This is a genomic window from Acetohalobium arabaticum DSM 5501, assembly GCF_000144695.1.
GTDB lineage: Bacteria > Bacillota > Halanaerobiia > Halobacteroidales > Acetohalobiaceae > Acetohalobium > Acetohalobium arabaticum.
On the sequence record NC_014378.1, the window covers coordinates 260,148 to 285,807 of the forward strand.

A 25,660-nucleotide genomic window follows, 5' to 3' on the forward strand; every position below is an offset into this window, starting at 1 on the left:
ACTACCACAGATAACTGAAAATGGAGGTGAAGATAAGTGCGGGTAACGAATGGAATGATGGTTAATAATTTATTAGGTAATCTTAGTGATAGTAAAGAAAGACTTGATGAATATAATCGGCAATTATCTACTGGTAAGAAGTTTGATATGCCATCTCAGAACCCAACTGGTACAGTGCGAAGTATGGATTTAGAATCTACTATCAGTAGTAATAAACAGTATACTCGAAATATAAATCAGTCATTGACCTGGATTAAGTCTACCGAAGGTACTTTAAGTCATGCTAATGATATATTACACCGAACAAGGGAATTAGCCGTTAAAGGGGCTAATGGTTCATTAAATGAAACTGATAGACAGTCGATTGCTGATGAAGTAAAAGAACTTAAAGCTAATATGAAAGGAGTAGCCAATACCTCTTATAACGGTAAGTATATTTTTGCCGGTCATAAAGTAAATATTAAGCCTTATTCTGATAATAGTTCTAAGTACCAAGGTGATGATGGTAAAATTATTCGAGAAATTAGTCAAGGAACAGAAGTGAAGATCAATCAGAGTGGTGATTTTTTTGAACCTATCTTGGATCGAATGGAGAAGTTAATTGATAATTTAGAAACAGGAAATATAGATGGAATTTCTAATAATATATCTGATTTAGATGAAAGTCTAGATGAAGTTATAAAAAAGAGGTCGGAAGTAGGTGCTAAGCAGAATCGGTTGGAATTAACTAAGAATCGCTTAGAAGACGATAAAATTAAGTTCAAAGAGTTGTTATCACAGAATGAAGATGTCGATATTGCAAAGACGATTATGAATCTAAAGATGAGTGAGAATGTACATCGAGCGGCTTTATCTTCAGGGGCAAGGATAATTCAACCTAGTTTAACGGATTTTCTAAGGTAAGGGGCGGATGAGGATGAAGTTAAGGTTAGAGATTAATCAGAGGCTGGCTAAGATTGGTCTGCGGACAACTCCGCCTCAAACAAGTGTTAAACAGAAGCCGGCTGAAGTTAAGCAGAAAACAGTGAATGGAGAGTTGAAGATTGAGTCTAAGCCTGTTAAAGTAAAAATTGATCAGAAGAAAGCACGGGCTGCTTTGAATTATAAACATTACAAGATTTATGGTAAGGATATAGCTAAACGAGGGAAGCAGACAGCTTTAAAAGCTATAGCTGAATACTCTAGTCAAGGAGATCAATTAGCAAGGATTGAAAAGAAAGGTAAGCCTTTAATTGCTCAGGCTAAAAAGAATGCCTATGGTGATAAAAAGAAAGTAGGATTGAAATGGAAGCCGGGACCTGAAATCAGTGTTACTCCTGGGCAACAGGATATTAATTTTGAAGTCAAGGATTTAAATGGGATTAAATTAGATACAGAACCTAACTGGCCGCAGATTGATTTACAGTGGGGGAAGGTTGAAGCATATCAAAAGCAGAAAGCTGAATTAGAGATTAAAGCTGTTGATAAAAAAGTGTAATTAAGGAGGAGCAGAATGGAATTAGAAACGACTCGATTTGGTAAGTTAGAAGTAGATGAAGAAGAGATAATTACTTTTGAAGATGGGTTGTACGGTTTTGAAGATAATAAACGGTTTACATTAGTAGCTGATGAAGAGCCCTTTTTCTGGCTGCAGTCAATGACTGATCCGGATTTAGCTTTTGTAATAGTAGAGCCTGGAGTTTTTTGTCAGGATTATGAATTCAGTTTGAATGATAAAGTAAAAGATGAGTTACAGCTTGAATCGAAAGCAGAAGTATTAGTAATGAATATTGTAGTTGTTCCTGAGAATCCTAAAGAGATGACAATGAATCTTAAAGCGCCGATTATAATTAATGAAAAGAAAAGAATTGCTAAACAGATTATTCTCGAGGAAGAAGAATATCCAGTAAAGTATCGATTATTTGAAGAAGAAAGTATTTCAGCTTAATAGGGAGGAAGAGGATGTTAGTCTTAACTAGAAAGAAAGAGGAAAGTATTATTATTGATGATCAGATAGAAATTAAAATAGTAGATATTGATGGAAATAGAGTTAAGTTAGGGATTGATGCTCCCCAAAAGATAGATATTCATCGCAAAGAAATTTATGAAGAAATAGTAACTGAGAATAAACAGGCTTCAGATATTAAGGCAAGCAATCTAGCCAGTATAATAAAAGAAGCTGCAAATCAAAGTAAAAAGGGGGAATGAAGTAATAAAATAGAGTTATTCTACTTTAAAAATAGGTAGTGATGATTAAAGTACTATAACTAAAATTAAATTATTTACTAAATTATCGATAATTATTAGTGAAGAGTAATGATTAGTGAGCAATTAGTAGTTAGTAAGGACTGGTGCTTTAAAGTTAAATTTAAAGTAGCAGTGGTTACTAACTTTCATTAGCTATCACTAGATTAGCCTACTAGGATTAGTTGATGATTAGTAGCCAAAACCACTTCCTATCAGCAAGGAGGCTGAAGGAAGTAAAACTATTATCAAGGAGGAAGATAAAAATGAGAATTAATACTAATGTGACGGCTTTGAATGCTTATAACCAATTAAAATCTACTAATGAAAACATGAGTAAATCTTTAGAAAGATTATCTTCTGGGAAGAGAATCAATAGTGCTGCTGATGATGCTGCTGGCTTGGCTATCAGTGAAAAGATGAAGGGGCAGATGAATGGTCTGGCTCAGGCACAGCGAAATGCTCAGGACAGCATCTCTATGATTCAGACTGCTGAAGGTGCTTTACAGGAAACTCATAGTATTTTGCAGCGGATGCGTGAACTTTCTGTTCAGGCCGGTAATGATACTAACACGGCTGATGACCGGGCAGAGATTCAGGAAGAGATCGATCAGTTGAAGGATGAAATTGATAATATTGGTGAAACTACTGAGTTTAACACCAAGAAGTTGTTAAATGGTGGAGCTGGATTGGAAACGACTACAAATACTGAAACTGTTGATGGAACAGATAAAGAGTGGGCTAGTGTACAAGGTGGGTCTGCAGATACGGAAACTGGAACTATTGATATTACTTCTGCTACTGCTGCTAGTGCTGGAAGTTATGACCTTACTGTAAGTACTGGTGAAGGTACTAATGAGTCAATTACTGTTAATGGGAATACAGTTAATTATGATGCTTCTGCTTCTAGTGCCACAGTATCTGCAAATAATTTGCAAACTGTGCTTAATGACAACGCTGATAAGTTAGGTATTGAAGAAGTTGAAGATGCTGATGTTACTAGTAGTGGAACTATGACAATTGAGAATGCAGCTATTGGTTCAGCGAATGAACTTGATATTTCTGCTGGTTCTACTGCTGTAGCAACTAGTACTGCTATTGATGTAAGTAATGAAGGCACGGATATTGATATTACGGCTGGTACTAATGGTGGTAATGCTACTGCAATAGCTGATACAGACTATGTTTCTAGTGGGAATTCAATTGAAGTTACTGGAGGTAAATTTGAAGGATTAAAATTAGAGTTTGATGGAGAAGAGATGAGTACTACTGCAGGTACTAATAAATTTAATGTTGAAATTGAATCCAATGGTGTAGTACAATCACAGATTGGTGCTAATGATGGACAGAATATGAGTATTTCTATTAATGATATGAGATCAGAGGCATTAGGAGTCAGTAATCTTGATGTAACAAGTGCTGAGAATGCTAATGAGGCTATATCAACATTGGATGATGCTATTCAGAAGGTATCCAGTGAGCGTTCTAAGCTCGGTGCTAAGCAGAATCGATTAGAACATATTACAAATAATCTCAGTGCTGCCGAAGAAAACTTAACTGCAGCTAATTCTCGAATTCGTGATGTAGATATGGCCAGCGAGATGATGCAGATGAGTAAGACGAGAATTCTTTCTCAGGCTGGTACTGCTATGTTAGCTCAGGCTAATCAGAAATCACAGGGAGTAATGCAGTTACTTGGATAATTAGTAATCAGTTTTAAAGATAAATTTAGAAATAAGGTAAGAAACTATTAGTGAAGTCAAAGCCGGCCGGTTTTTCCGGCTGGCTTTAATAATTAATATGGAGGTGAAAGAATGGCTGATTTGAGTTTGGATGGTTTGGCCAGTGGAATGCCGACTGAAAATACGATTAATCAGATATTAAATGCAGAGTATGGAACAAAGTTGCAGAATTTAAATCAGGAAAAGAGTAATTTGGAAACACAAAAGAATGCCTGGCGGGATGTTAATTCTAGAATAGATAAGTTAGAACAAAAGGTAACACAGTTAAAATTGTCTTCTACTTTTGCGTCTAACAAGACAACAAGTAGTGATGAAGAAGTAGTTACTGCTACTTCTACTACAGATGCTACTGAAGGCACTTATGATATAGAGGTAGTAAAGAAAGCTCTAGCTCATAGAATAGCTGGAACAGATCAGTCTGCTAAAATCGATAGTGCTACTTCTGCTAATAGTGAGGATATTTCTGAGATAGCTATGCAGAATGGGGGAGAATATACAGCAACCCAGTTTAGTTCAGGGGAAACAATTGATGGTACAACTTATGATTATGGTTTGAAAAATAGTGATGGAAATATTGTTGCTGTGAGTACTAACCAACAAGTCTATACTTCCTTAGATAAGGCAACTGCCGAAGGGGATTTGGGCAGTTTAACTTCTTCAAATTTAGGTGAGAGTTATGATTTTGGTTCTGCGATAGCTAATAATACAGTGGTAAGGATGGATGGGACTGGGGCTAATGAAAAGAATAATTTAGCAACTGCAATTATGATGAATGATGATACAGTAACTATTAATGGTACTGATATTAGTGTGTCTGCGACTGATACTCTTGAAGATTTTGTGATTGCAGTTAATGATAGCGATGCTGGTGTTAACGCTAGTACTGTATCTAATCGGTTAATACTAGAAAGTAATGAAACGGGAACAGATAATGAAATTACTTTATCTGATAATGGGAATAGTAATGGACAGCATTTATTGGAAGACTTAGGTCTTATCGACGGTAGTGATAATATTATTACTAGTAATGATGGTTATCAAGCGGCACAAAATGCTGAAGTAACTGTTAATGGGATTACTGGCATTACAAGTCAGGATAATACTATTGATGAAGCAGTAAGTAATGTTACTTTTGAAATTAGTGATGCTGCTCAACCTTCACAAGAGACAGAAACAGCTACTGTTACTGTCAGTCAAGATACTGAGAAAGCTACTTCTAAAATTCAGGCTTTTGTTGACCAATATAATAGTGTGCAGGATTTTATGAATAAAAAGCTTGATTATAATTCAGAGACTGAGGAAAGCGGTGCATTACAAGGGGATGGAACCTTAATGCGTCTACAGTCTAGGTTACGGCAGTTAGTAATGGAACAAGTAGATAGCGGTAATGAATATAATAGTTTGATGTCAGTTGGAATTAGTAGTAAGAAAAATGGAACACTTGAATTTGATTCAGGCAAATTCGAAACTGCTTTGAAAGAAAAGCCGGAGCAGGTGAAAAATCTCTTTACTAGTGAAGAAGATGATGGTTCTTTTGATGGGGTAGCTACTAAATTAGATAGCTATTTAGATATGGTGATCCAAACTAATATAGGAGTAATTCCTGGGAAAATAGATTCTTATGAAAGAATGATGGAGGATGTGGAGCAAAGTATTGCATCTACAAATGATCGATTGGAGCAGGAGAGAGAAAGATTAACTCAGGAGTTTACATCTATGGAGCAATCTATTTCAGAAATGAATAATCAGATGAGTTGGATGCAGAGTCAACTGGGCAGCATGGGCGGAACAAGTAATATGTTAAGTTCTATGATGTAATAGAATTAGTTAAATTGGGAGGCTAGTAATATGAAGTTAAGTATAGGAATGATGGTTAAAAATGAAGCAAAGTATCTTGAAGAATGCTTAAAGAGTTTACAGCCAATTAGAGAAGCGATAGAATCTGAATTAGTTATAGTAGATACTGGATCTGACGATGGGACAGTAGAAATAGCCAAACAGTTTACTGATAAAGTTTATTTTCATGAATGGAATGATCATTTTTCGGAAATGAGGAATACAGTTATAAGTTATACTAAGGGGGATTGGTACTTTTCTATTGATGGAGATGAAGTAGTTGAGAATCCAGAGGGATTCATTCATTTCTTTCAATCTGGTAAATATAAAGAATTTAATTCAGCTCTAGTTACTCAGAAAAATTATATTAACAAAGAAAAGACTAACGTTTCAAATTTATTAGTACCACGAGTTTTCAAAAATGATGAAGATTTTCATTTTGAAGGAGCAATTCATAATCAACCTGTAGTAAAGAAACCAGTATGTACATTGGATACCGTTTTAGAACATTATGGTTATTTACAAAATGATCAAGAATTAATGGAAAGAAAATTTAATAGAACTAGTAATATATTAAAAAGAGAGTTAGAAAATGATCCGGAAAATATTTATTATAGATTCCAATTAGCAAATAGTTATGGGATGCATGGGGATTATGATAAAGCTATAGAGAATATTGAAAAGACTTATGAGGTAGTAAATCAAAAGAAAACTGATTTAAGCTCTTATTTATATATACATAATCTGATGGCTAAAATGTATCTTGGTCAGAATAGGTTAAGTGAGGCAGAAAAGATATGTAAGGAAGCTATTGGCCTTGCAAAAGGTTATTATTCTGATTTATATTATTATCTTGGTAAAGCTCAATTAAAATTAAATAAAAATGAAGAAGCAATAGAAAATTTTAAAATTTATCTGGATATAGTTGAAAAAGATGGGCCTTTAGAACAAATAAATGATACATCTTTTATTTTTTATACAGAGGATAATTTAGAGCAGGCATATCTATTTTTATTAGTCTTATATGAAAGAATAGAAGACTACGAACAGATTATTAATGTTAGTTATAAGATAAAGAGTAAAGATAATATAAAACAAGTTATTCCTAAGGCTATAAAAGCGTGTGTTGAAACAGATAGATTTAATGAAATAAAAAATTATTATCAGAATAAAATATTGACTGAATTTAAAGATTTATCTGGTAAATATCTAGCTGAATTAGAGTCTAAAATGATGACTATGAATAAAGAGAAAAAGTATAATATTTTTAATGTTTTTTCAGTAGAAAAAAGTAGTTATGGAATCCTTAATAAAGTAAGGCTGCGGGAACTAAAAGATAATAAATTAGTTAATCTGATAACAAAAATGAATTTTAATTCTTTACCTAACTATTATGGTGATATAATTTATTATTTGTTACAGAACAAATATTTTTTAGTAGATGTCTGTGGAGTTATACAAGAACAAAGATTAAATAAATTTTTGCAGTATGTACTGGATGATAATAAAGAAGAAAATATAAGTTCTGTTCTTTATGAATACTTAGAAAATAGATTTAATGTTGAAACTTTAAGTCATCTTAATATCAATAAAGTACTAGAACGATATATATTAGTGTTAGATGATCTCAATAATGAGAAGTATTTTAATATTTTTCGAAGGTACATTGAGGATGGTACTAAATATATAAAAATGGTATATAGTGATGAAATAATTCAGAATGAAATGACTCAGTTTGTTAAAAATGATGAGGAAGTTTTCTTATTATATATTTATCTTGCTAATCAACATAAAGAAAATAATCCCAAAAAATATGTTCGATATTTACGAAAAAGTTTAGATGCTTTTCCAGCGATGAAAAAAGGTATTCAAATGTTGTTAGAAAGATTTGAGAAAAAAGATACTTTAAATGGTGGATTAGAGAACTATCAAGAAAAGATTAAAAATAATATAGATAAATTAATTAATAATGGTAATTTAAAAAAAGCAGAAGAATTAATTAATGAGTATGAAGATACTATAGAAGATGATGCTGAAATTTATTCAATGAAGTCTGTTATTGCAATTATGAAAAATAATTTTAAAAAAGCTAAAAAAATTATAAAGAATGGACTAGAAATTGAGCCTGATAATTTTGATTTGCTTTATAATTTGGGATATGTATATGAAGAGTTGAATCAATATAATCAAGCTAAGGATTATTATTTACAAGCAAAAAATTCTATTAATTCTTCAAAGCAAAAGGATGATTTAGCTCAAGCATTGAAGCGAATAGAAGAAAAAACAAAAGAGGTGGAAGAAAAGTATGGACTATAACAAAATTAATAAATTAATAAACCAAGGACAATTTGATCAGGCAGAAAAAGAGATAAGAAAAATAAAAGAAGAGACTAAGAAAAATAATTTTTTTGGATTATTAAATTATCATAATAATAAATTTGAAATAGCTAGAAATTATTTTGAAAAAGGATTGGAAAGAAATCCAATGGATATGGAGCTCTTGTATAATTATGGATGTTGTTTGAAGGATTTAGGAGAAGATATGGAAGCTTGGCGTTATTTTATGAGAATTTCTAATAAAGATTATAAAGTTTATGACCATTTAGGGGATATTGAATATCAAAATAGAAGTAAAGTTGCTGCAATTAAATTTTATAAAAAAGCTTTTGAATTGAGTCAATTCAAGGAAATAGAAACTAAATATAATGAAGTAAGAAACTTAATGAAAAAGAATACTAAAATCGTATTTCTTACGGTACCTGGTATAGGCTGGGGATTTATTGATAATAAAGTAGAAGCTTTGTCTTTGATTTATGATGTAAAGTTTGTAGTTTCAACTGATGGAGAAGAAATAAAAGAAGCAGTTGAATGGGCGGATATTGTTTGGTTAGAATGGGCTAATGAAATGGCAGTTCACGTAACAAATAATGTTTCATCTATAAAAGATAAAAAAGTTATTTGTAGGTTGCATGGTTATGAAGTGTTTAGTGATTATGGTAAAAAAATAAATTTTAATTATATAGATAAAATGATTTTTGTAGCTGAACATAAGAAAGAGCTTCTTATTGAAAAATATGGAGAATTAATAGATGAAGAAAAAATTGAAGTTATAAGAAATGGTGTAGATTTAGATCAATTCTATATACCAGAAAATAAAAAGAAAAATAAGAAGATAGCTTTAGTAGGAAATATTAATTATAGAAAAGGTTTATTATTATTATTAAATCACTTTCATGAGTTATTAAAAGTAGATAATGAATATAAATTATTTATTCGAGGGGAACATCAAGATTTCAGATATAAAATGGCTATAGAGACTATGATTGAAGAGTTAGGATTAGAAGATAATATAGAATTTATATTTGAAAGAGTTGATGACATAAATAAATGGTTAGAAGATAAATCATATATTATTTCTGCTTCTGTTGAGGAATCATTTCATTATGCATTAGCAGAGGGAATGGCAGCTGGCTTACAGCCGGTTATACATGCTTGGCGAGAAAGTAGAGATATATGGCCTGGTAAATATATATTTAAGGAAACCGAAGAATTTAAAAAGCTTTTTTTGGAAAGAGAATTAACTCCATTAGAATATCGTGAGTACATTGAAAATAATTATTCTTTGGAAAATCAATTATACGAAGTAGAAAAAATAATAAGTAAATTATTAGAAACAAAAACTACTAAAGGCATTAAACAAGATTATAATTCACTAAATAAAGTTAATCGAACAGATGCTGTACAACTTATTAATAATTTTATTCCATATTCTGAGCAATTTTTTAGTAATATATCTTTTGATAAATTGAATTTAGTAACTTTAAAAGCGGAAAAAATACAGGAAAAATTATTTCATTTAGAAATGTTACTGGCAAATAAAAACAATAATATATTTATTCAAAATGTTATTTTTAATAAAAATGTTAATTCACTTCAAATTCCAAATAATTATAAAAAAATTAAGCCATTAATTAAAAAGATAGTTAATGGATTAGATTTTAATTTTGAACAAGATATTAAAACATATATATATGATGAAGATTTAAAGAATCATATAGAAAGTAATTTTAAAAATTATTTATGGGAGAGGGCATATCCTGGGACACAATTTATGAGATTTCATGGAGAATTAAGAATAGTTTGTTATTATACATTTGCAGAAGACTTAGTGAAAAATAAAAAAGTTTTAGAGGCTGCTTCTGGATTTGGTTATGGAGCTGCTTATTTTTCAAAATATGCTAAGGAGGTAACTGCTTTAGATATTCTTGAAGAAAACTTAGATTGGGGAAAGAAAACTTTTGGGTTCAACAATGTGAATTGGAAACAAGGAGATGTAACTAATTTACCTTTTGAAGATAATAGTTTTGATATTTATACATCTTATGAAACAATTGAACATTTAAAAAGTAAAGATATAATAAGTTACTTAAAGGAAGCTAAGAGGGTTGTTAAAGATAAGGGTATCTTTTTATTATCTACTCCTAATAAAAGAGTTCGAGAAGGAAAAATAGATAATCCATTTCACATTTCCGAAATGTATTTTAAAGAATTTAATGAGTTTTTACAAGAGGTTTTTGAAGAAATTGAATATTATTCGTATCAGGAATTTAAAATTCATCCAGGAGTAAAGGAAAATAGTGCAGAAAATTTTATTGCCATATGTAAAGTATAATTTATTTTAAAGTAAGGAGATATAAAAATGGAGTTAAAAATTGATTTACCTGATAAAAAAATTAGTGAAGAACAATTAGAAAAGATTTTAATAGATTTTACTAAAAAGATGTATATAGAAGGGTTTATGAAGAATAGTAACATTAATATTGGGAATTTAAAATTGAGATTTATAGTTTCTACAGGGAGGACAGGGACAAAGTTTTTTGCTAAATTTTTTAATTCTTTAGATAAGATTATATCTTATCACGAACCATACCCGAATTTATTTGGACTTAGTAAAGACTTTGTAATTAATAGAATTAATTCTCAGGAAGTAATTAACACCTTTTTAGTTAATAGAGCTTATTATTTAAATCAAGCTCGAAGAATGAAATTTAATTATTATATTGAAAGTAATTCAGGAGGGTTGTGGGGGATAATACCAGTCCTTGGAAAACAATTACCAAATTATAAAATATTACATATAATTAGAGATGGTAGAGAATGGGTCAGATCTGTCATGAATAGGACTCTCTTTAGAGATAAAGATCCTTTAGATGATATTCGTTTTAAGGCTAATGATTTACCTAATAGCCCTTATTTTAGCAGATGGGAAGAAATGAGTAGATTTGAAAAAGCATGTTGGAGTTGGGTAAAAAAGAATAAAATAATGAAAAGAGATGTTTTGCAGGATAAAAATTGTCTTACTTTAAAATTCGAAAAATTATTTGATAAAAATGATTATGAGAAAATATTAGTAGAATTATTAAATTTTTTTGAGATAAAAGTAACGGATGAAATAATAGATAAATATAGAAAGCATTTAGAATCTCCAGTTAATGAAAATATAAATGATTCTTTTCCGGGATTTGAAGATTGGACTCAAGAACAAAAGAGACAATTCAAGAATATTTGTGGGGATTTGATGGAATATTATGGGTATGAAATGAGTGGGATCGAATATAATAAGCCAAAAATTAATACCCAGAAAAAGAAAAACTTAATTGTAACCGGGATACCTAAAAGTGGAACAACTTTATTCTCTTATTTAATAAGTTCTTTACCTAATGCTATTTGTCTTGATGAAATATTTTATAATATAAATGAACTGCCTGATAAATTTTCTGAAATTAGAAAAAGATTAATATTAAAGAAACCAATTCCTAATAGTTTTAAAGAAAATGGTGAATTGTCTACGAATAAAAGAGGAGAGAAGCGAGAAAAAAAGTTAAAAGTTATTGAAAAGGATTTTGATAAAAATGCAATTGTTGGATCGAAAGTTAATGTTCCTTATTTATTTCAAATAGAAAAGTTAATAAGTTATGGATATAAAATTATTGCAATAGTTCGAAATCCTCTATATACTATTGGTAGTTGGAGGACATGGATTTCACAAATAGGTAAGCTAGTACCGGAGACTAGAGTTACAGAGGAAGATATGCATGAACGATATAAAGATTTTCCTTTTAAATCAGATATAGCTGTAGAAAGACAAGCAGAGGTATGGCAATTTTTAGCATCAATTATATGGGATCATAGACAACATATTAATATAATTACTTATGAACAGCTTACAGAAAACACCAAAGAAACTTTAAAAGATATTTGTTCTTATTTAAACTTAGATATGCCAAATGAAAAGTTTGAATTAGATAATATGAATGAAGAGGAAAGGTATTCTAATTTAGATGCAATAGAAAAAGCAGTTAAAAAATATGCACCTATTAGAACTGTTTTTGGCTATGATTAATATTTTATAGAATAATAAACTTATTTGCTTTGATTTAGGAAAGAAGTTAAAAATACTGATTTCTTATTTTTAAAGGAGGAAATTAAAATGACTAACAATCCTTATCAAAAATATAAAAACACCCAAGTTGAAACTGCAAGTCAAGAAAAATTACTTTTAATGCTTTATGATGGTGCAATTAAGTTTCTTAAGCAGGCTATCAAAGGAGTAGAGGAAAATGATTATGAAGCAGCAAACAATTATTTAGTCCGCACTCAGGATATTATTCATGAATTGATGGCTACTTTGGATATGGAAAAGGGAGGAGAAATTGCTAGAAATTTAGAGAGTTTATATGATTATATGAACCGTAGGTTAATAGAAGCTAATGTTAATAAAGATATTGAACCTATGGAAGAAGTGCGTGATATGTTGGCAGAATTAAGGGAAACATGGCAGGAAGCAATCAAAAAAGTAAAGCAGAATAAAGCTGATCAGCCTTCAAAAGATGAAACTAATAAGAGGCCGCAGAATCTGTCCGGAGGGATTAATATTGAAGGATAACAATGATAATTTGAGTATTGAAAATTTAATAAAAAAACTTACAAATAATTACGAAGAAGAATTAAATTACTATAAAGAAATGTTGAAATTAACTAATCAACAACAGCAGGTTATTGAAGATGATGAGTGGCAGAGTTTAAATCAACTTGTGAGTAGGAAACGAGAATTAATGAAGAAAGTTGATGAATTGGAAAAACAGATCCTGTCTTATCAAGAGAAAATTTCGGCTGAATTAAATCTGCAGATCGGTGATACTTTTTACCCTGAATTATGTAATAAGGACTTACCGGGAACGAAAAAGTTGAAGCAAGTTCTAATAAATGTTTATCGGCTTATGCAGCAGATAGGTGAATTAGATAAAGTAAATCAAGCTAGAATGGAAGAAAAGAAAAAGCAAAAGCAGCAGGAATTAAATGATGTTAACCAAGGTTTAAGTGTTAACCGCGCTTATAGTGGAAAATCCGATAGTTCTGAAGGCAAATTCATTGATCAGAATAAGTAAGTGAATTTAAGGAGGATAATGTTGTGGAAGTATACATAAATGAGGACCAACTAGAAGGAGTATCAGGTGATATTGAAGAAATCATAAGTAATGTTCATTCTAGATTGGATAGAGAAATTGTAGAACAGATTTATTTAAATGATATGAGAGTTAATGAAGATTTACTATTGAGTAGTGATTTTGAGTTTGATGAAGAGTCTATATTAAAATTTGAAACTAAAGAAGTTAATCAATTAATAGAAGAAACTTTATCGGAGATTGATATGTATTTACCTAAGCTTAAAGAGGGAGTTATAAATACTGCTCAATTATTTCGACAGGAAAAACTAGAAAAGGGTAGAGCAAAATATGAGTCCTGTCTTGAAGGCTTGGAATGGTATATTAATGTATTACAAAATATTTTATCACTACTTGATAGTGAAGAATTAACAAAGCAGGGAGAAGAAATATTGATAGAGTTTAACAAAAGGTTAAGAGATGTAATGAAGAAAATGCAAATTAAAGATTTTGATTCAGCGGCTGATTTATTAGAGGACGAAATTGTTGATTATATTGGGCAGTTTAATGAACTAAATGATAAACTGACTAATGTAAAATAATAATTATTATTTTTAATTCCATTTAAATCAACCATATTTATTGGGGGTGATAACTTGAAAGTTTCTGAAGTTAGCAACAATCAACCAACTAGTTCAGAACAATCGAAAACAAGGCAGATTGAAAGTACTTCACAGAAAGATAAGGTTGATCTTCAGGCTGGGGAAGAAGAAACTAAAGAACAGAAGACAGATGAGAAGAAAGTAACTGAAGAAAATGTTAAAGATGGCATAGAGAAATTAAATGAAACAGTACAGACCTTTCATGAAGAATTAAAATTTGAAATGCATAAAGAAAGTGAGCGGATGATGACTAAAGTAGTAAATACAGAAAAGCATGAAGTAATTAAAGAAATACCACCAAAAGAAGTTCTCGATATGATTGGTCGAATCAAAGATATGGTTGGTCTTATATTGGATGAGAAGATATAACTTCATATTTAACTTATTCTAATCGGGAATTCTCCCGGTTTTTCTTTTATTATGATAGTCTGGAGGAGTCTAAATTGCATACTAAATCATTGAATGTAGCAGCGATAAACCAGAACCTTGATTGGAACTTTGCAGTCCATTATGGAGTAGTAGAGTATCTAGCTGGCTATGACCCAGCCGAAGCTTGGAATGTAAGAGGAATTTCCGGCCGCGGCGGTTCTTCACAGAAGTATTTTGACTACCGCCAGGAGAAGGTAGTGGAATTAGAAGACCAGTTGAAGAACAGTCAAGAGCTCCAAAATAAATTAGATGACTTTTTAGAGGAATGTTTTACTCTATTCAATGCCTTCAGAGATGAAAATCAGCAGATGATTGACCAATATCTGGATAAAGAATTCTACTTTATCTTGGGTGCTGATCGAACCGGCGGAACCTTTATGTTAAAAGAGCTAAGTCGAGCACTGGATTGGTCATATCAGAACTTACATATGTCTATTCTCCATGAACATATGCCGGACTTTGATATTGAAGAGCCTGATGCTATTGGCTGGCGTAAGCCGGATAATTACTATTATCTCCTATTTCAGATAGTCCAGTTCTTAGTCTACATCAACCGCGTAGTACCGGAGGAAGAGTATGTAGTCAAGAAGACTCGATTCAGCAAGTGTATGCAGCTAATAGACTACATCTTTGGTGATAAAGCCTACTACATAGTGACAGTTAGACATCCAGCGGCCATTAATGCTTCCCGGATGGAGACAGGAGCAACAGGAGAAGTAGTAGATGATGTCAAGCGGGAAGGAAAGCGCACACTTTATCTCTGGCAGACTGTCTATAGAGAGATAGTTAGAGATGGCCAGCCCGAGGGCTTAATTCTGCCGATCCAGTTTGGCTCAGGGATGGATGAATTTTTGGCCGACTTCTTTGCTCACCATAATGCCTCCGTAGAACCTGATAAGTGTCATATAACTGAGAGGGATTATGATTATGACTTCTGGACCAGCGATTATGTGGTAAATTCCATGGAATGGGTAAGGATGCTCTGGCAGCTTCATGAGCTTGAATTTCCGGTGCCGGAGGAGATATTGTAAAGTTGAATTTATTGGTAAGAGGCTTTAATTCTTTATTCTATCAGTGAGGAGGTTGCAAGTCATGAAGGTGAATTCTGCAATGCAAAGTCAGATAGCAAGTGTTAGGCAGGCATTGAGTACCGCTAGTCTCCAGTAGGCTATGAATCAGGATGGGGCTACAGTTAGTAAACTACTGGAAGGCATGGAGGAAGAGACAACAGAATCTATTCGTCAAGCAGCAGAACCTTATAAGGGTATTAATATTGATATCCAGTTTTAGTCATATCTGTTAATAAATGATAAACAGGAAAATTATACTGCTGAGATAAAGGTTATTATATAAATTTTGTCTAAATTATATTAAAAAGGAAGTAGAATTTTGGATTGTTGGTAAGGGAGGCGACAAATTTGAGGGTATTAAATAATGCAAATGCTCTTAAAGCCTTAAATCAATTAAAAAAGAATGATAAAAAACGCACTAAATCATTAAAGAAATTATCTTCTGGAAAGAGGATAGATACCGCAGCAGATGACGCAGCAGGGATGGCAATTTCTCAAAAAATGAGAGCTGAGATAAATGGTTTACAGCAGGCACAGGAGAATATTCAGAATGGAACTTCTCTATTACAGACTGCCGAAGGAGCAATGGACAGCATTCAGGATATTCTTCACCGTATGAAAGAGCTTACTATTCAGGGAGCTAATGATACATTAAGTGAGACAGATAAAGAGAGTATTCAGGCTGAACTTGAAGAATTAAGGTCTAAAGCTGGCAGAATTGCTAATGAGACGAAGTTTAATGGAATGCCGCTGATTGACGGGACCTTTAGTCAGAAACAAGAACAGGTTGCAGGAAATTCTAGTCGTGACTTTAATGTTCCCGATGACGGAACTACTGTAACTCGTCAGATTGAGATTGGGGACTTTATGGTGGACTTTAACTTTACTAAATTATCCGAAGAAGAGGTTAGAATTGATGTTAAGCATGAAGATAAACTGCTAGCTACTAAGACTATTACTCAGGACCCGCTAAAGTGGGAGAAGAATCTAGGCGGTAGTTTCTATGACAGTGCCCAGGATATAACTAAGACCAGTGATGGAGGCTATGTAGTAATTGGACGAACTGAATCTATAGATGAAGATCTAGAGGACAAGAAATCTAGCTTTGATAGCGATATGTGGGCTGTAAAGCTCGATGAAGATAAGAATATAAAGTGGCAGACAACCTTAGGAGGCAGTGATTTTGATGAGGGAAGTACAGTTCAAGAAACCAGCAGTGGAGATATAATAATTTCCGGAACTGAAACCTCTAATGATGGAGATAAAGATATTTCAGTAGCAAAGTTAAGTGCAGATGGAGATGTGAAATTTACTAAACCGTTTGGCGGTGGAAAAGATCAAGGGAAGAGCGTTTATCCTACTCAGGACGGTGGATATATTTTAGCCGGTGATTCTGATTCTACTGATAAAGATGATGATATGCTGTTGATGAAGCTGGACCAGAATGGTGAATTCCAGTGGGAGAAGTATTTAGACCATGGTGATCTATTTGACGAGGTTAATGATATTAAACAGACAGCTGATGACGGTTATATAGTAGCTGGCAGTAATAATAATTATGGAACGGCTGGGATGTATAAACTTGATAGCAGCGGTAATCAGGAATGGCATAAGAATTACAGCGGTAACAGCATAGAAAGTGTAGAGGAATTATCCGGGGGAGATTATGTCTTTGCTGGCCGAGAAGGCAGCGGTGGCGGTAGTGATATGATGATTGTTAAAACAGAGTCTAACGGAGATCAGGTCTGGAAGAGGTCTTTAGATAATTTAGGTGATTTTGATGAAGGAGTCAGCATAGAAATAACTGATGATGGTAAGTATGTTGTTTCCGGAACTACTACCTCCAGTAATGAAGATAAAGATATAGCAGCAGTAAAGTTAGACCAGGATGGAAATAAAATTTGGGATACCTTTAATCAGGGCTTTGGTGGAAATGGTGACGAAGGGACAGAGGTTACAGTAACTAATGATAATGGTTATATAGTAACTAATCCTGACAATAATAGTAAGGATAATTTAGCTATTAAGTTTAATGCACGCGGAGCCTTTGAATGGGAGACTACCATTGGAGGTAGTAATGATCAGATTAATAATCTTAAGGATACTGGCAGCGGCTATTTAGCCACTGGAAAATCCACCTCTACCGGTGAGAAGTGGGTTGCTGAGTTAGATTCAGATGGACAGGTTAATGTCAAAAAAGATATAACAGATAGTGCTGATGTAGAAAAGATAACTGATCTGCAGAAATTAAACAGCGGAGGCTATGCATTATCAGGAAGAAAGGATGAGAGCGGAAATAAAGAAGGTTGGGTAGCTAAGTTAGGTAGTGATCTGAGTACTACTAATACTGCTACTTTGGGTGGTAGCAGCTTTGATCAAATAAATAGTATTCAACAGACTAGTAATGGTTTTTTAGTAGCAGGTGAAAGTAAATCTAATGATGGAGATCTGAGTAATAATTACGGCAGCAGTGATGTCTGGGCAGCTGGATTACAGGATAATTTTAGTTTAGATTGGCAGAAGAACTTTGGGGGTAGTGAATATGATGCAGCAAGTAGTATTAGAAAAACTAGTGATGGTGGATATCTGATAGCAGGAGAAACTAAATCTACTGATCATGATTTAAGCAGCGAAAAGAGTGGTACCAACCGAGATGGTTGGGTTATTAAATTAGATGATACTAAAAGTATTGACTGGCAGAAGAACTTAGGTGGAGCAATAGAAGACCGGTTTACAGATATCAGTGTTGATGAAGCTAATGATGAATATATAGTTGCGGGGACTAGAGAATCTATATCTGATTATGATAAAGAAGCCTGGGCAGCTAAATTTGCTGAAGATGGAACGGAAAAATGGAATAAAACTTTTAGTGATAGGAATTTTAATCAAGGAATTGATTTGAAAAAGACTACCGATGGATATATTCTATCCGGAGTAGATGATGAAGATAATAAGGTTATGATTAAGCTTGATGCTGATGGAAATAAGGATTGGGAAAATGAATTAAATGACAAGGATGACTCAGCTAGTAGTATCCGCCAGACTAGTGATGGAGGTTATATAGTAGCTGGAACTAAGACTAGTAATTTTGGCGACAAAGATGGTACCATTATTAAATTGGATGCTGACGGTAATAAAGAATGGGAACAGTTAGTAGGAAATGAATATTCTCAGGAAGAGATAAGTAATTTAGAAATTGAACAAGATGGTAGCGGCGATTATATTATTTCTGGAACTAAAAATAATCAGTTGTGGGCGACTAAATTAAATAGTGACGGTACTAAAAAGTGGAGCCAGACTTATGATGGATTTGAGGCAACTGATATCAAAGAAGATAATAATGGGAACTATATCATTTCCGGAACTAAGACTTCTACTGATGGCGATGAAGATATGACGATTCTTAATGTTGATCCTACGGATGGAAGTAAGAATTGGCAGCATAACTTTGGCGGTGGTGATGACTGGGTAGGTAATGTCCAGGAGACCAGTGATGGTGGATATATTCTATCAGGAACTAAGACTTCTAATGATGGAGATAAGGATGCTTTGGTTCTTAAACTAGATTCTACAGGTGATATAAGCTGGGAACAAAAGATAAAAGAAAATAATTTGGATGAAGAAGGAATTACTGCAACTGAAAGTGATGAAGGCGGCTATATTCTGTCTGCAACTAAAGAGACAGTAGATGGAGATACAGATGTCTGGATTAGAAAGTTAAATGATGATGGAAGTAAAGACTGGGACAAGGCCTTCGGTGGAGATAATGATGAAACAGCAGGAAATATTCAGCAGACTGATGATGGAGGTTATATAGTTTCAGGAACTCAGGTTACAGATGATGGTGATAAAGATGTATATGCTGTCAAGTTAGATGAAACTGGAACTAAAGAATGGGATACCTCCACAGTAAGCATCGGCGGCAGTGGTGATGAAGAGGCCAATCATATTCAGCAGACAATAGATGGCGGATATATTATAGCAGGCCAGAGTGATTCTACTGATATACCGAATAATTCTAATCATGGTGGAGATGATCTGCTGCTTGCTAAGCTTGATAAGGATGGTAATTTAGAATGGCAGGACTTATTGGGAGGTAGCGGAGATGATGGAGCTAGTTCTGTAGAGGAAATTTCTGATGGGAACTATATAATTAGTGGGAGAACAACATCTTCAGATGGAGATGTGGATAATAATTATGGTAGTAGCGATATGTGGGTGGTTAATTATTCTAAAGGAAGAAGTGAAGTCAGTCTTAACCCAACAGAAGAGGCAAGCAAAAGGGCTAAGTATGGCCATGGAACCTCCTGGCTTGATTTGGACGAGGTTAATATTGACTTCAACTGGAAAGACTTTAATGTAGAAGAGATTGATGCTCAGGGAGAACAGAGGACCGAAGCCAACTTTGTGGTTCAGGATGATGCTAAAGCAGATGAATCCAATCACCTCTGGGCAGAGATTGATAATCTAACTTTAGAAGAACTGGGATTAGATGATTTGCCTAAAGTGGCCTCAGCATCCGAAGAGAAAATCCAGACTTCTTTAGAAATGATGGATGAAGCAAACCAGAAGGTCAGCACAGCCAGGGCTAAAATAGGTTCTTATCAGAATCGCCTGGAACATACTAGCCAAAATGTAACTAATTATAGAACTAATTTAATGGAATCTGAATCTAGAATTGAGGATGCTGATATGGCTCAAGAAATGATGAAGTTAACTAAAAGACAGATTATCAGTCAAGTTTCACAGACTATGTTGGCTCAGATGAATAATATAGATAATGGTGTATTGCAGCTGCTTTCTGTGTAGATATCTAAACATTGTAGAGGTTAAATTTTCAGGAAGAATGGTAAAACCAAAGATTGAAAAAAGGGAAATTGCCGTTACCTAACGAGGTAGCGGTTCTTTGCATTGACATAAAATTCTTAATAATTTATAATATAAGTTAATCGTATTTAGGAAGGTGATTAAAAATGAAAGTAAATGAAGATGCTGTACCAAAGATAGAAGAACAGGTTGAATTATATCAAGAGTTATTAGAAGTATTAAAGAAAGAAAACCAATTACTTACCGAGGATAAAGACGTTAGTGACCTCCAGGAGCAGAAAAGAGAGATTAAAGATGAGATTGCTGATATAAATACCGAATTAAATGTAAAGTTTACAATTAGTCAGGGAGATAAGCTGAGAGTAATTATGAATAGTGATTCCGAAAAGTTAAACCAGCTTAAACCAACTTTAGAGGAAGTATATGAGCTAGAACAGAAGAACCAACAGGCTCTAAATGCAAAGTAGAGTTAATTTAATTAGCATATTGACTATCCCTGCAATATCTTAAGCGAATGACAATTACAAAAGATTTGTTGACTATATCTAACTAAAAGGAGCTTTATAAATGACATCATTAGAACAGAAATTTACAGAATTAAAAGATATTCTCCGCAGCATGGACAGTTTGTTGGTTGCTTTCTCTGGCGGCGTCGATAGTACCCTTCTTTTAAAGGTAGCCCATGATATATTAGGAGACCAAGCAGCAGCTTTGACAGTCGAGGCCAGCATCCATCCTCCTGGCGAAGCTGAGGAGGCAGAGGAGTTAGCCCAGCAGATGGGTGTAGAACATATCCTTGTTGAAGCCGATCCATTACAGAATGAAGATTTTGCTCGGAATGATAAACTGCGCTGTTATTACTGTAAGTATAATATCTTCAGTGATCTGAAAGAGATTGCCGCTAAAGAAGGCTATGCAGAGTTAGCTGATGGCGCCAATTATGATGACTTTACCGGTGATTACCGGCCGGGACTTAAGGCAGCCGAGGAGTTAGGGGTTAGAAGTCCGCTCAAGGAAGCTGAAATTACTAAGGAGGAGGTGCGCAAGCTGTCTAAAAGGTTAGACCTGCCTACCTGGGACAAGCCTTCTTTATCCTGTTATGCTACCAGATTTCCGTACGGCAGTAAGATTACCAAACAGAATCTGGACTTAGTAGCTGCAGCTGAAGAGTATCTCCATCAGTTTGGTCTCAAACAGCTGCGGGTAAGACATCATGACCAGGCTACTGCCCGGATAGAAGTTCTGCCGGATGATATAGAGAAACTTATAGAGAAGCGACAAGAGATAGTGGCTAAATTGAAGGAACTAGGCTATACTTATGTTACTCTGGATTTAGAAGGGTACCGAACCGGTAGTCTGAATGAAATATTAGATGAAGAAGAGTAAAATGAACAATTAGATATTATAATGCTGTATTTTTAAACCAGGTTAATAAAATTTCTATACTATTAATCATAGCCGGGGTTGTTTCAGAGTTGAATCTAGCTTTTTTCGTCATTATTGTTAATTGTTTTTATAATAGATCCTTTTGAATCATATTAATTTAAGTTATTTGTAATTGCAGTAGAAGAGAAAAAGATTTGAAACGTCGAAACATCCCCGGCTAAAATTACGGGATCACAGATAATTTTCTGTAATTATATCAACCTTAAAGTGCAGCATTATATCTAAAAAGTTCACTAAGGAGTGGATATATATTATGCAGCCTGATAGATTAAAAGAGATTTTAACCAAAGTAGAGGCAGGAAATCTAGATGTCGATACTGCCCTAGAAGAGTTAAAGAGTCCCGGTTATGAGGATTTAGGCTTTGCCAAAGTAGACCAGCATCGTAATCTACGGCGGGGCTTTCCGGAAGTAGTTCTCTGTGAGGGCAAGACAGAAGAACAGATAGTGAAGATAATGCAGAAGCTGGCTGAAACAGAGGAGAATGCTCTGGCTACCAGAGCCGATGAAGATATTTATCAAGCAGTTAAGGAAGAACTGCCCGAGATTGAGTATAATGAAGCAGCGAAAACTTTAGTCTTACAGCAGACAGATTTAGCCGAGGAAGGATCAATTTTGGTCATCAGTGCCGGAACTTCGGATATTCCAGTAGCCGAAGAGGCTTATGAAACAGCCCGAATTATGGGTAACTCCGTAGAACGGCTCTATGATGTAGGCGTAGCCGGTATCCATCGTCTATTAGAAAATCAGAAGCAGCTGCGTCAGGCCCGGGTAGTTATTGTAGCAGCCGGTATGGAAGGAGCATTGGCCAGTGTAGTTGGAGGGTTAGTCGATAAGCCGGTAATTGGTGTGCCGACAAGTGTCGGCTATGGAGCCAGCTTTGAAGGAGTAGCATCCCTGTTGGGTATGTTAAATAGCTGTTCAGCCGGCGTAGGTGTGGTTAATATAGATAATGGCTTTGGAGCGGCCTATCTAGCCAGTTCAATCAATAAAATGGAATAGAAAGTTGGGATTAGAATGAAAATAGCCTACTTTGATATCTTTTCCGGTATCAGCGGCAATATGATATTAGGTTCATTATTGAATGCAGGTTTAGAGCTTGATAGATTAAAAGGAGAACTGTCCAAACTTGATCTGACAGGCTACCAACTGCAGGTAGAAACGGCAGTCAAAAATGGAGTCAGCGGCACCTATTTAAATGTTGAACTTGAAAAAGATAACCACCATCATGATGATCACGAAGATCACCATGGACGCCATTTAGCAGAAATTGAAGAGATAATTGCTGATAGTGATTTTGCAGCACCTGTAAAAGAGATGAGCAGCAGGATCTTCAGGCGGCTGGCCCAAGCAGAAGCCAAGATCCATAATAAAGATCCCGAGCAGGTCCACTTCCATGAAGTAGGAGCCGTCGATGCCATCGTCGACATTGTCGGAGCAGCAGTAGGAATTCATGAGTTAGGTATCGATCAGGTAGTAGCTTCCCGGATTCATACCGGCACCGGATTTGTAGACTGCGCCCACGGTAAGATTCCTATTCCAGCACCTGCTACTTTAGAGCTGTTACAGAATACACCAGTCTATTCAACCGGTATCGAAAGCGAATTAGTAACCCCCACCGGCGCAGCAATCATCACCACTTTAGCCGATGAATTCGGTCCTTTACCTCTAATGCAGATAAAGAGCATAGGCTACGGCGCCGGCAGCCGCGACCTCGAGATTCCTAATTTGCTGCGGGTTAGTATTGGAGAATTGGTATAGTCTAGCACATTATATTTATAGTCAACATTTCTCCGGAGCAGACTTTACTATCGTTATTTAAAATACTTTATTGCACATAGTCAATATGTGTCTGGAGCGACTCTTAAAACTGACTCGGAACCACGGATGGTAGAGAGTCAGTTTTTGAGAGTGAGTGAGACAGGACGTCGAACGAACGGCAAGTGGAGGATACATATTGACTATCCCTGCAACATCTTGAACGAACGACAAGCAGTCGAAATATATTGATCTGAGCTCATAGATATTTCCTTCTGATGACTCTAACAAGCAAAAGAAATTTTCTGCTTTTATCCTTGCAATTCAAAAAAAATAATCTTATAATAAAAAGGGTATTATGGGTATTTACTCAGGTCTGTGGTTGAAAGTTGATGCCAGTCGCAGGCAAAACAATCCACGTAAGGTAGTCAAAATGGCTGCTGAGCATGGTGCGGCTTAGAAGTAAGTCCTGCCTAATTAGGAAAATAATAATCTATTCCAGTCTAGTACATAGTACTTAAGGCTAATTGATGTTATTTTGCTGGTTAGAGAGAAGTAGTAGTAGGAGGGAACCCCTTATAGGCGAGGCTTCCTGCAGGCGAATGTGGGGGCAAAAACCAGGTCAGCTGAGTAAATGCTTGAATTTATTACTTTCCTTTAGGATAAATAGTAAAGAACCCACCCTTATTTATATGGGGGATGAATTTACTACCTATTCTTTGATTCAATATCAAAGAATAGGTTATTTTTTGTTTAAATATTAACTATATGTAATTGTATTAAGCCTTGATATTATTGCTATCCAAGGCATTATATGATATACTATATATAAAAGGTGATAACAATTGAGTAACCAAAATAATCTAATTCATGCTAGAACATGTGTTTATAATGTTGGCTATCATAAGGAGGTGAGCTAATTGAAGCTAGCTAAGTATTTTATCCATAAACCTAATCAAACCCAACAAATTGTATTAGGTTGTTTAGCCTATGCTAGTGCCAGATTATATAATATCGGCAATTATCAACGTAAAAATTGGTCTAAAGATAGTGATAAAGAGTATCCTGATTGGTATAAACAAAAAAAGCAATTAAAAACTAACTTTTGGTATAAAAACTTACCCTCCCAGACAGCACAGGAAACACTTAAAATTTTAGCTGATAACTGGGATAGTTTTTATCAAAGTATGGAGGATTATCAAGATAATCCTGATAAATATAACGGTGAGCCTAATCCACCTAACTATAAACCTAAAGACAGCAAATTTAACTTTCGTTATCTCAATAATGGTTTTAAAATTATTGATGGTAAGTTAAGATTATCTATTCCTAAACAGTTAAAAAGTATCTAAAAGAGGAATACTCTATTGCCAACAAATTCTTATGGATAAGAGTGCCTAATGAGCTGTTATCCAGTAATAGAGATATCCTTAACTCAACTACTAGAATTGAGTTTAAACCTTTAAGCGATGATACTTATAAGGTAATCTTAACTTATAAAGTAGAGACTCCTACTATTAAAGAAGATAACGGTAATTATTTAAGTATTGACCTAGGAATTAATAATTTGATGACTTGTTATAGTAATCAAAATCAGGAAAGCTTTATTATTGACGGCGGACAATATTTAGCTATTAATCGTTATTTTGATAAGAAGATTAAACATTATCAATCAATTTTGAATGGTCAAGGTAAAAAGACTTCTAAACGTATTCAGAACCTATATAAAAAGCGACGAAAACAATTATTTCACCTAATTCATAGTGCAACTAAAAAAGTAGTTAATTACTGTATTGAAAATAATATTTCTAGAGTAATCGTTGGTGATATAAAAAATATTCGTGATGATGCTAATTTAGGTAAACAGACTAATCAAAAACTCCATAAACTACCTTTTGATATTATATATCACCAACTAGAGTATAAACTTAATTTACAGGGGATTACTTTAATCAAGAAGAATGAAAAATATACCAGCCAATGCAGTCCTTACAGTAAAAAGTAACTAAGAAATATGCTAATAAATCTAACCGGGTTAAAAGAGGGCTTTATATTGATAAAGATAACAATCAAGCTTTTAATGCCGACAGCATAGGTGCATTTAATATCTTACGCAAATATCTACAGCAGCGACGTAAAGGTAAAGATATTACTCTGCAGGTTAAAGGTTTATCAAATCCGGTTAAATATAATTGGAATAATCATCAATTTGCAGCTTAAAAGT

General features: G+C 34.0%; 21 protein-coding genes. All 21 read left to right on the forward strand.

Features of this window, described 5'->3' with window-relative positions:
* Nucleotides 1-36: 36 nt before the first annotated feature.
* The 21 genes from flgL to acear_RS12760 all read left to right on the forward strand — a co-directional run bounded on the left by flgL (nt 37) and on the right by acear_RS12760 (nt 25,441).
* A complete protein-coding gene (gene flgL, locus acear_RS01380) occupies nt 37-903 on the forward strand; it encodes a flagellar hook-associated protein FlgL (RefSeq protein ID WP_013277244.1) in 867 nt (288 codons plus the stop codon).
* Between the two features lie 13 nt (nt 904-916).
* Nucleotides 917-1,477, forward strand: a complete 561-nt coding sequence (locus acear_RS01385; protein ID WP_013277245.1) for a DUF6470 family protein — start codon at nt 917-919, stop codon at nt 1,475-1,477.
* A gap of 15 nt (nt 1,478-1,492) precedes the next feature.
* Entirely contained in the window at nt 1,493-1,927 is a 435-nt protein-coding gene (gene fliW, locus acear_RS01390) for a flagellar assembly protein FliW (protein WP_013277246.1), read from the forward strand.
* A gap of 14 nt (nt 1,928-1,941) precedes the next feature.
* The gene (csrA, locus tag acear_RS01395; RefSeq protein ID WP_013277247.1) at nt 1,942-2,187 is read left to right on the forward strand and encodes a carbon storage regulator CsrA; all 246 of its coding nucleotides are present in this window, start codon (nt 1,942-1,944) and stop codon (nt 2,185-2,187) included.
* Between the two features lie 302 nt (nt 2,188-2,489).
* Entirely contained in the window at nt 2,490-3,926 is a 1,437-nt protein-coding gene (locus tag acear_RS12895; RefSeq protein ID WP_013277248.1) for a flagellin N-terminal helical domain-containing protein, read from the forward strand.
* Nucleotides 3,927-4,037: 111 nt separating this feature from the next.
* Nucleotides 4,038-5,783: a flagellar filament capping protein FliD gene (gene fliD, locus acear_RS01405; RefSeq protein WP_013277249.1), complete on the forward strand. Its 1,746-nt coding sequence runs from the start codon at nt 4,038-4,040 to the stop codon at nt 5,781-5,783.
* 30 nt (nt 5,784-5,813) lie between these two features.
* Nucleotides 5,814-8,117: a glycosyltransferase family 2 protein gene (locus tag acear_RS01410; protein WP_013277250.1), complete on the forward strand. Its 2,304-nt coding sequence runs from the start codon at nt 5,814-5,816 to the stop codon at nt 8,115-8,117.
* Nucleotides 8,107-10,473, forward strand: coding sequence for a methyltransferase domain-containing protein (locus tag acear_RS11995; RefSeq protein ID WP_013277251.1), 2,367 nt, complete (start codon nt 8,107-8,109; stop codon nt 10,471-10,473). Before acear_RS01410 ends, acear_RS11995 begins: the two co-directional genes overlap by 11 nt.
* 27 nt (nt 10,474-10,500) lie before the next feature.
* Nucleotides 10,501-12,204 carry a sulfotransferase gene (locus tag acear_RS01420; RefSeq protein WP_013277252.1) on the forward strand — a complete coding sequence of 568 codons (1,704 nt, stop codon included), beginning with the start codon at nt 10,501-10,503 and terminating at the stop codon, nt 12,202-12,204.
* Between the two features lie 87 nt (nt 12,205-12,291).
* The gene (gene fliS, locus acear_RS01425; protein ID WP_013277253.1) at nt 12,292-12,747 is read left to right on the forward strand and encodes a flagellar export chaperone FliS; all 456 of its coding nucleotides are present in this window, start codon (nt 12,292-12,294) and stop codon (nt 12,745-12,747) included.
* Complete coding sequence (flgN, locus tag acear_RS01430) at nt 12,737-13,249, forward strand: flagellar export chaperone FlgN (RefSeq protein ID WP_013277254.1); 513 nt, start codon at nt 12,737-12,739, stop codon at nt 13,247-13,249. The genes fliS and flgN overlap by 11 nt, the downstream gene beginning before the upstream one ends.
* A 23-nt stretch (nt 13,250-13,272) precedes the next feature.
* The gene (locus acear_RS01435; RefSeq protein WP_013277255.1) at nt 13,273-13,848 is read left to right on the forward strand and encodes a hypothetical protein; all 576 of its coding nucleotides are present in this window, start codon (nt 13,273-13,275) and stop codon (nt 13,846-13,848) included.
* Between the two features lie 54 nt (nt 13,849-13,902).
* Entirely contained in the window at nt 13,903-14,277 is a 375-nt protein-coding gene (locus tag acear_RS01440) for a flagellar protein FlaG (RefSeq protein ID WP_013277256.1), read from the forward strand.
* 74 nt (nt 14,278-14,351) lie between these two features.
* The gene (locus acear_RS01445) at nt 14,352-15,368 is read left to right on the forward strand and encodes a hypothetical protein (protein ID WP_013277257.1); all 1,017 of its coding nucleotides are present in this window, start codon (nt 14,352-14,354) and stop codon (nt 15,366-15,368) included.
* Between the two features lie 387 nt (nt 15,369-15,755).
* On the forward strand, nt 15,756-20,216 hold the full coding sequence (locus tag acear_RS12000; protein WP_013277258.1) for a flagellin N-terminal helical domain-containing protein: 4,461 nt from the start codon (nt 15,756-15,758) through the stop codon (nt 20,214-20,216).
* Nucleotides 20,217-20,380: 164 nt separating this feature from the next.
* Nucleotides 20,381-20,701, forward strand: coding sequence for a hypothetical protein (locus acear_RS01455; RefSeq protein ID WP_013277259.1), 321 nt, complete (start codon nt 20,381-20,383; stop codon nt 20,699-20,701).
* A 100-nt stretch (nt 20,702-20,801) separates the two neighbouring features.
* Complete coding sequence (gene larE / locus acear_RS01460) at nt 20,802-21,620, forward strand: ATP-dependent sacrificial sulfur transferase LarE (RefSeq protein WP_013277260.1); 819 nt, start codon at nt 20,802-20,804, stop codon at nt 21,618-21,620.
* Nucleotides 21,621-21,933: 313 nt separating this feature from the next.
* Nucleotides 21,934-22,680: a nickel pincer cofactor biosynthesis protein LarB gene (gene larB / locus acear_RS01465; protein ID WP_013277261.1), complete on the forward strand. Its 747-nt coding sequence runs from the start codon at nt 21,934-21,936 to the stop codon at nt 22,678-22,680.
* A gap of 15 nt (nt 22,681-22,695) precedes the next feature.
* Entirely contained in the window at nt 22,696-23,439 is a 744-nt protein-coding gene (gene larC, locus acear_RS01470; RefSeq protein WP_013277262.1) for a nickel pincer cofactor biosynthesis protein LarC, read from the forward strand.
* A 917-nt stretch (nt 23,440-24,356) separates the two neighbouring features.
* Nucleotides 24,357-24,788 (forward strand): hypothetical protein, encoded by a 432-nt coding sequence (locus tag acear_RS12755; protein WP_049772634.1) that lies wholly within the window; start codon nt 24,357-24,359, stop codon nt 24,786-24,788.
* A 41-nt stretch (nt 24,789-24,829) separates the two neighbouring features.
* A complete protein-coding gene (locus acear_RS12760) occupies nt 24,830-25,441 on the forward strand; it encodes an RNA-guided endonuclease TnpB family protein (RefSeq protein WP_049772635.1) in 612 nt (203 codons plus the stop codon).
* The last annotated feature ends 219 nt before the right edge of the window (nt 25,442-25,660 follow it).

Excerpts from the sequence above, each read along its gene's own strand:
- acear_RS01385 (WP_013277245.1), top strand. The coding sequence starts at position 917 with ATGAAGTTAAGGTTAGAGATTAATCAGAGGCTGGCTAAGATTGGTCTG.
- fliW (WP_013277246.1), top strand. The coding sequence starts at position 1,493 with ATGGAATTAGAAACGACTCGATTTGGTAAGTTAGAAGTAGATGAAGAA.
- csrA (WP_013277247.1), top strand. The coding sequence starts at position 1,942 with ATGTTAGTCTTAACTAGAAAGAAAGAGGAAAGTATTATTATTGATGAT.
- acear_RS12895 (WP_013277248.1), top strand. The coding sequence starts at position 2,490 with ATGAGAATTAATACTAATGTGACGGCTTTGAATGCTTATAACCAATTA.
- fliD (WP_013277249.1), top strand. The coding sequence starts at position 4,038 with ATGGCTGATTTGAGTTTGGATGGTTTGGCCAGTGGAATGCCGACTGAA.
- acear_RS01410 (WP_013277250.1), top strand. The coding sequence starts at position 5,814 with ATGAAGTTAAGTATAGGAATGATGGTTAAAAATGAAGCAAAGTATCTT.
- acear_RS11995 (WP_013277251.1), top strand. The coding sequence starts at position 8,107 with ATGGACTATAACAAAATTAATAAATTAATAAACCAAGGACAATTTGAT.
- acear_RS01420 (WP_013277252.1), top strand. The coding sequence starts at position 10,501 with ATGGAGTTAAAAATTGATTTACCTGATAAAAAAATTAGTGAAGAACAA.
- fliS (WP_013277253.1), top strand. The coding sequence starts at position 12,292 with ATGACTAACAATCCTTATCAAAAATATAAAAACACCCAAGTTGAAACT.
- acear_RS01455 (WP_013277259.1), top strand. The coding sequence starts at position 20,381 with ATGAAAGTAAATGAAGATGCTGTACCAAAGATAGAAGAACAGGTTGAA.
- larE (WP_013277260.1), top strand. The coding sequence starts at position 20,802 with ATGACATCATTAGAACAGAAATTTACAGAATTAAAAGATATTCTCCGC.
- larB (WP_013277261.1), top strand. The coding sequence starts at position 21,934 with ATGCAGCCTGATAGATTAAAAGAGATTTTAACCAAAGTAGAGGCAGGA.
- larC (WP_013277262.1), top strand. The coding sequence starts at position 22,696 with ATGAAAATAGCCTACTTTGATATCTTTTCCGGTATCAGCGGCAATATG.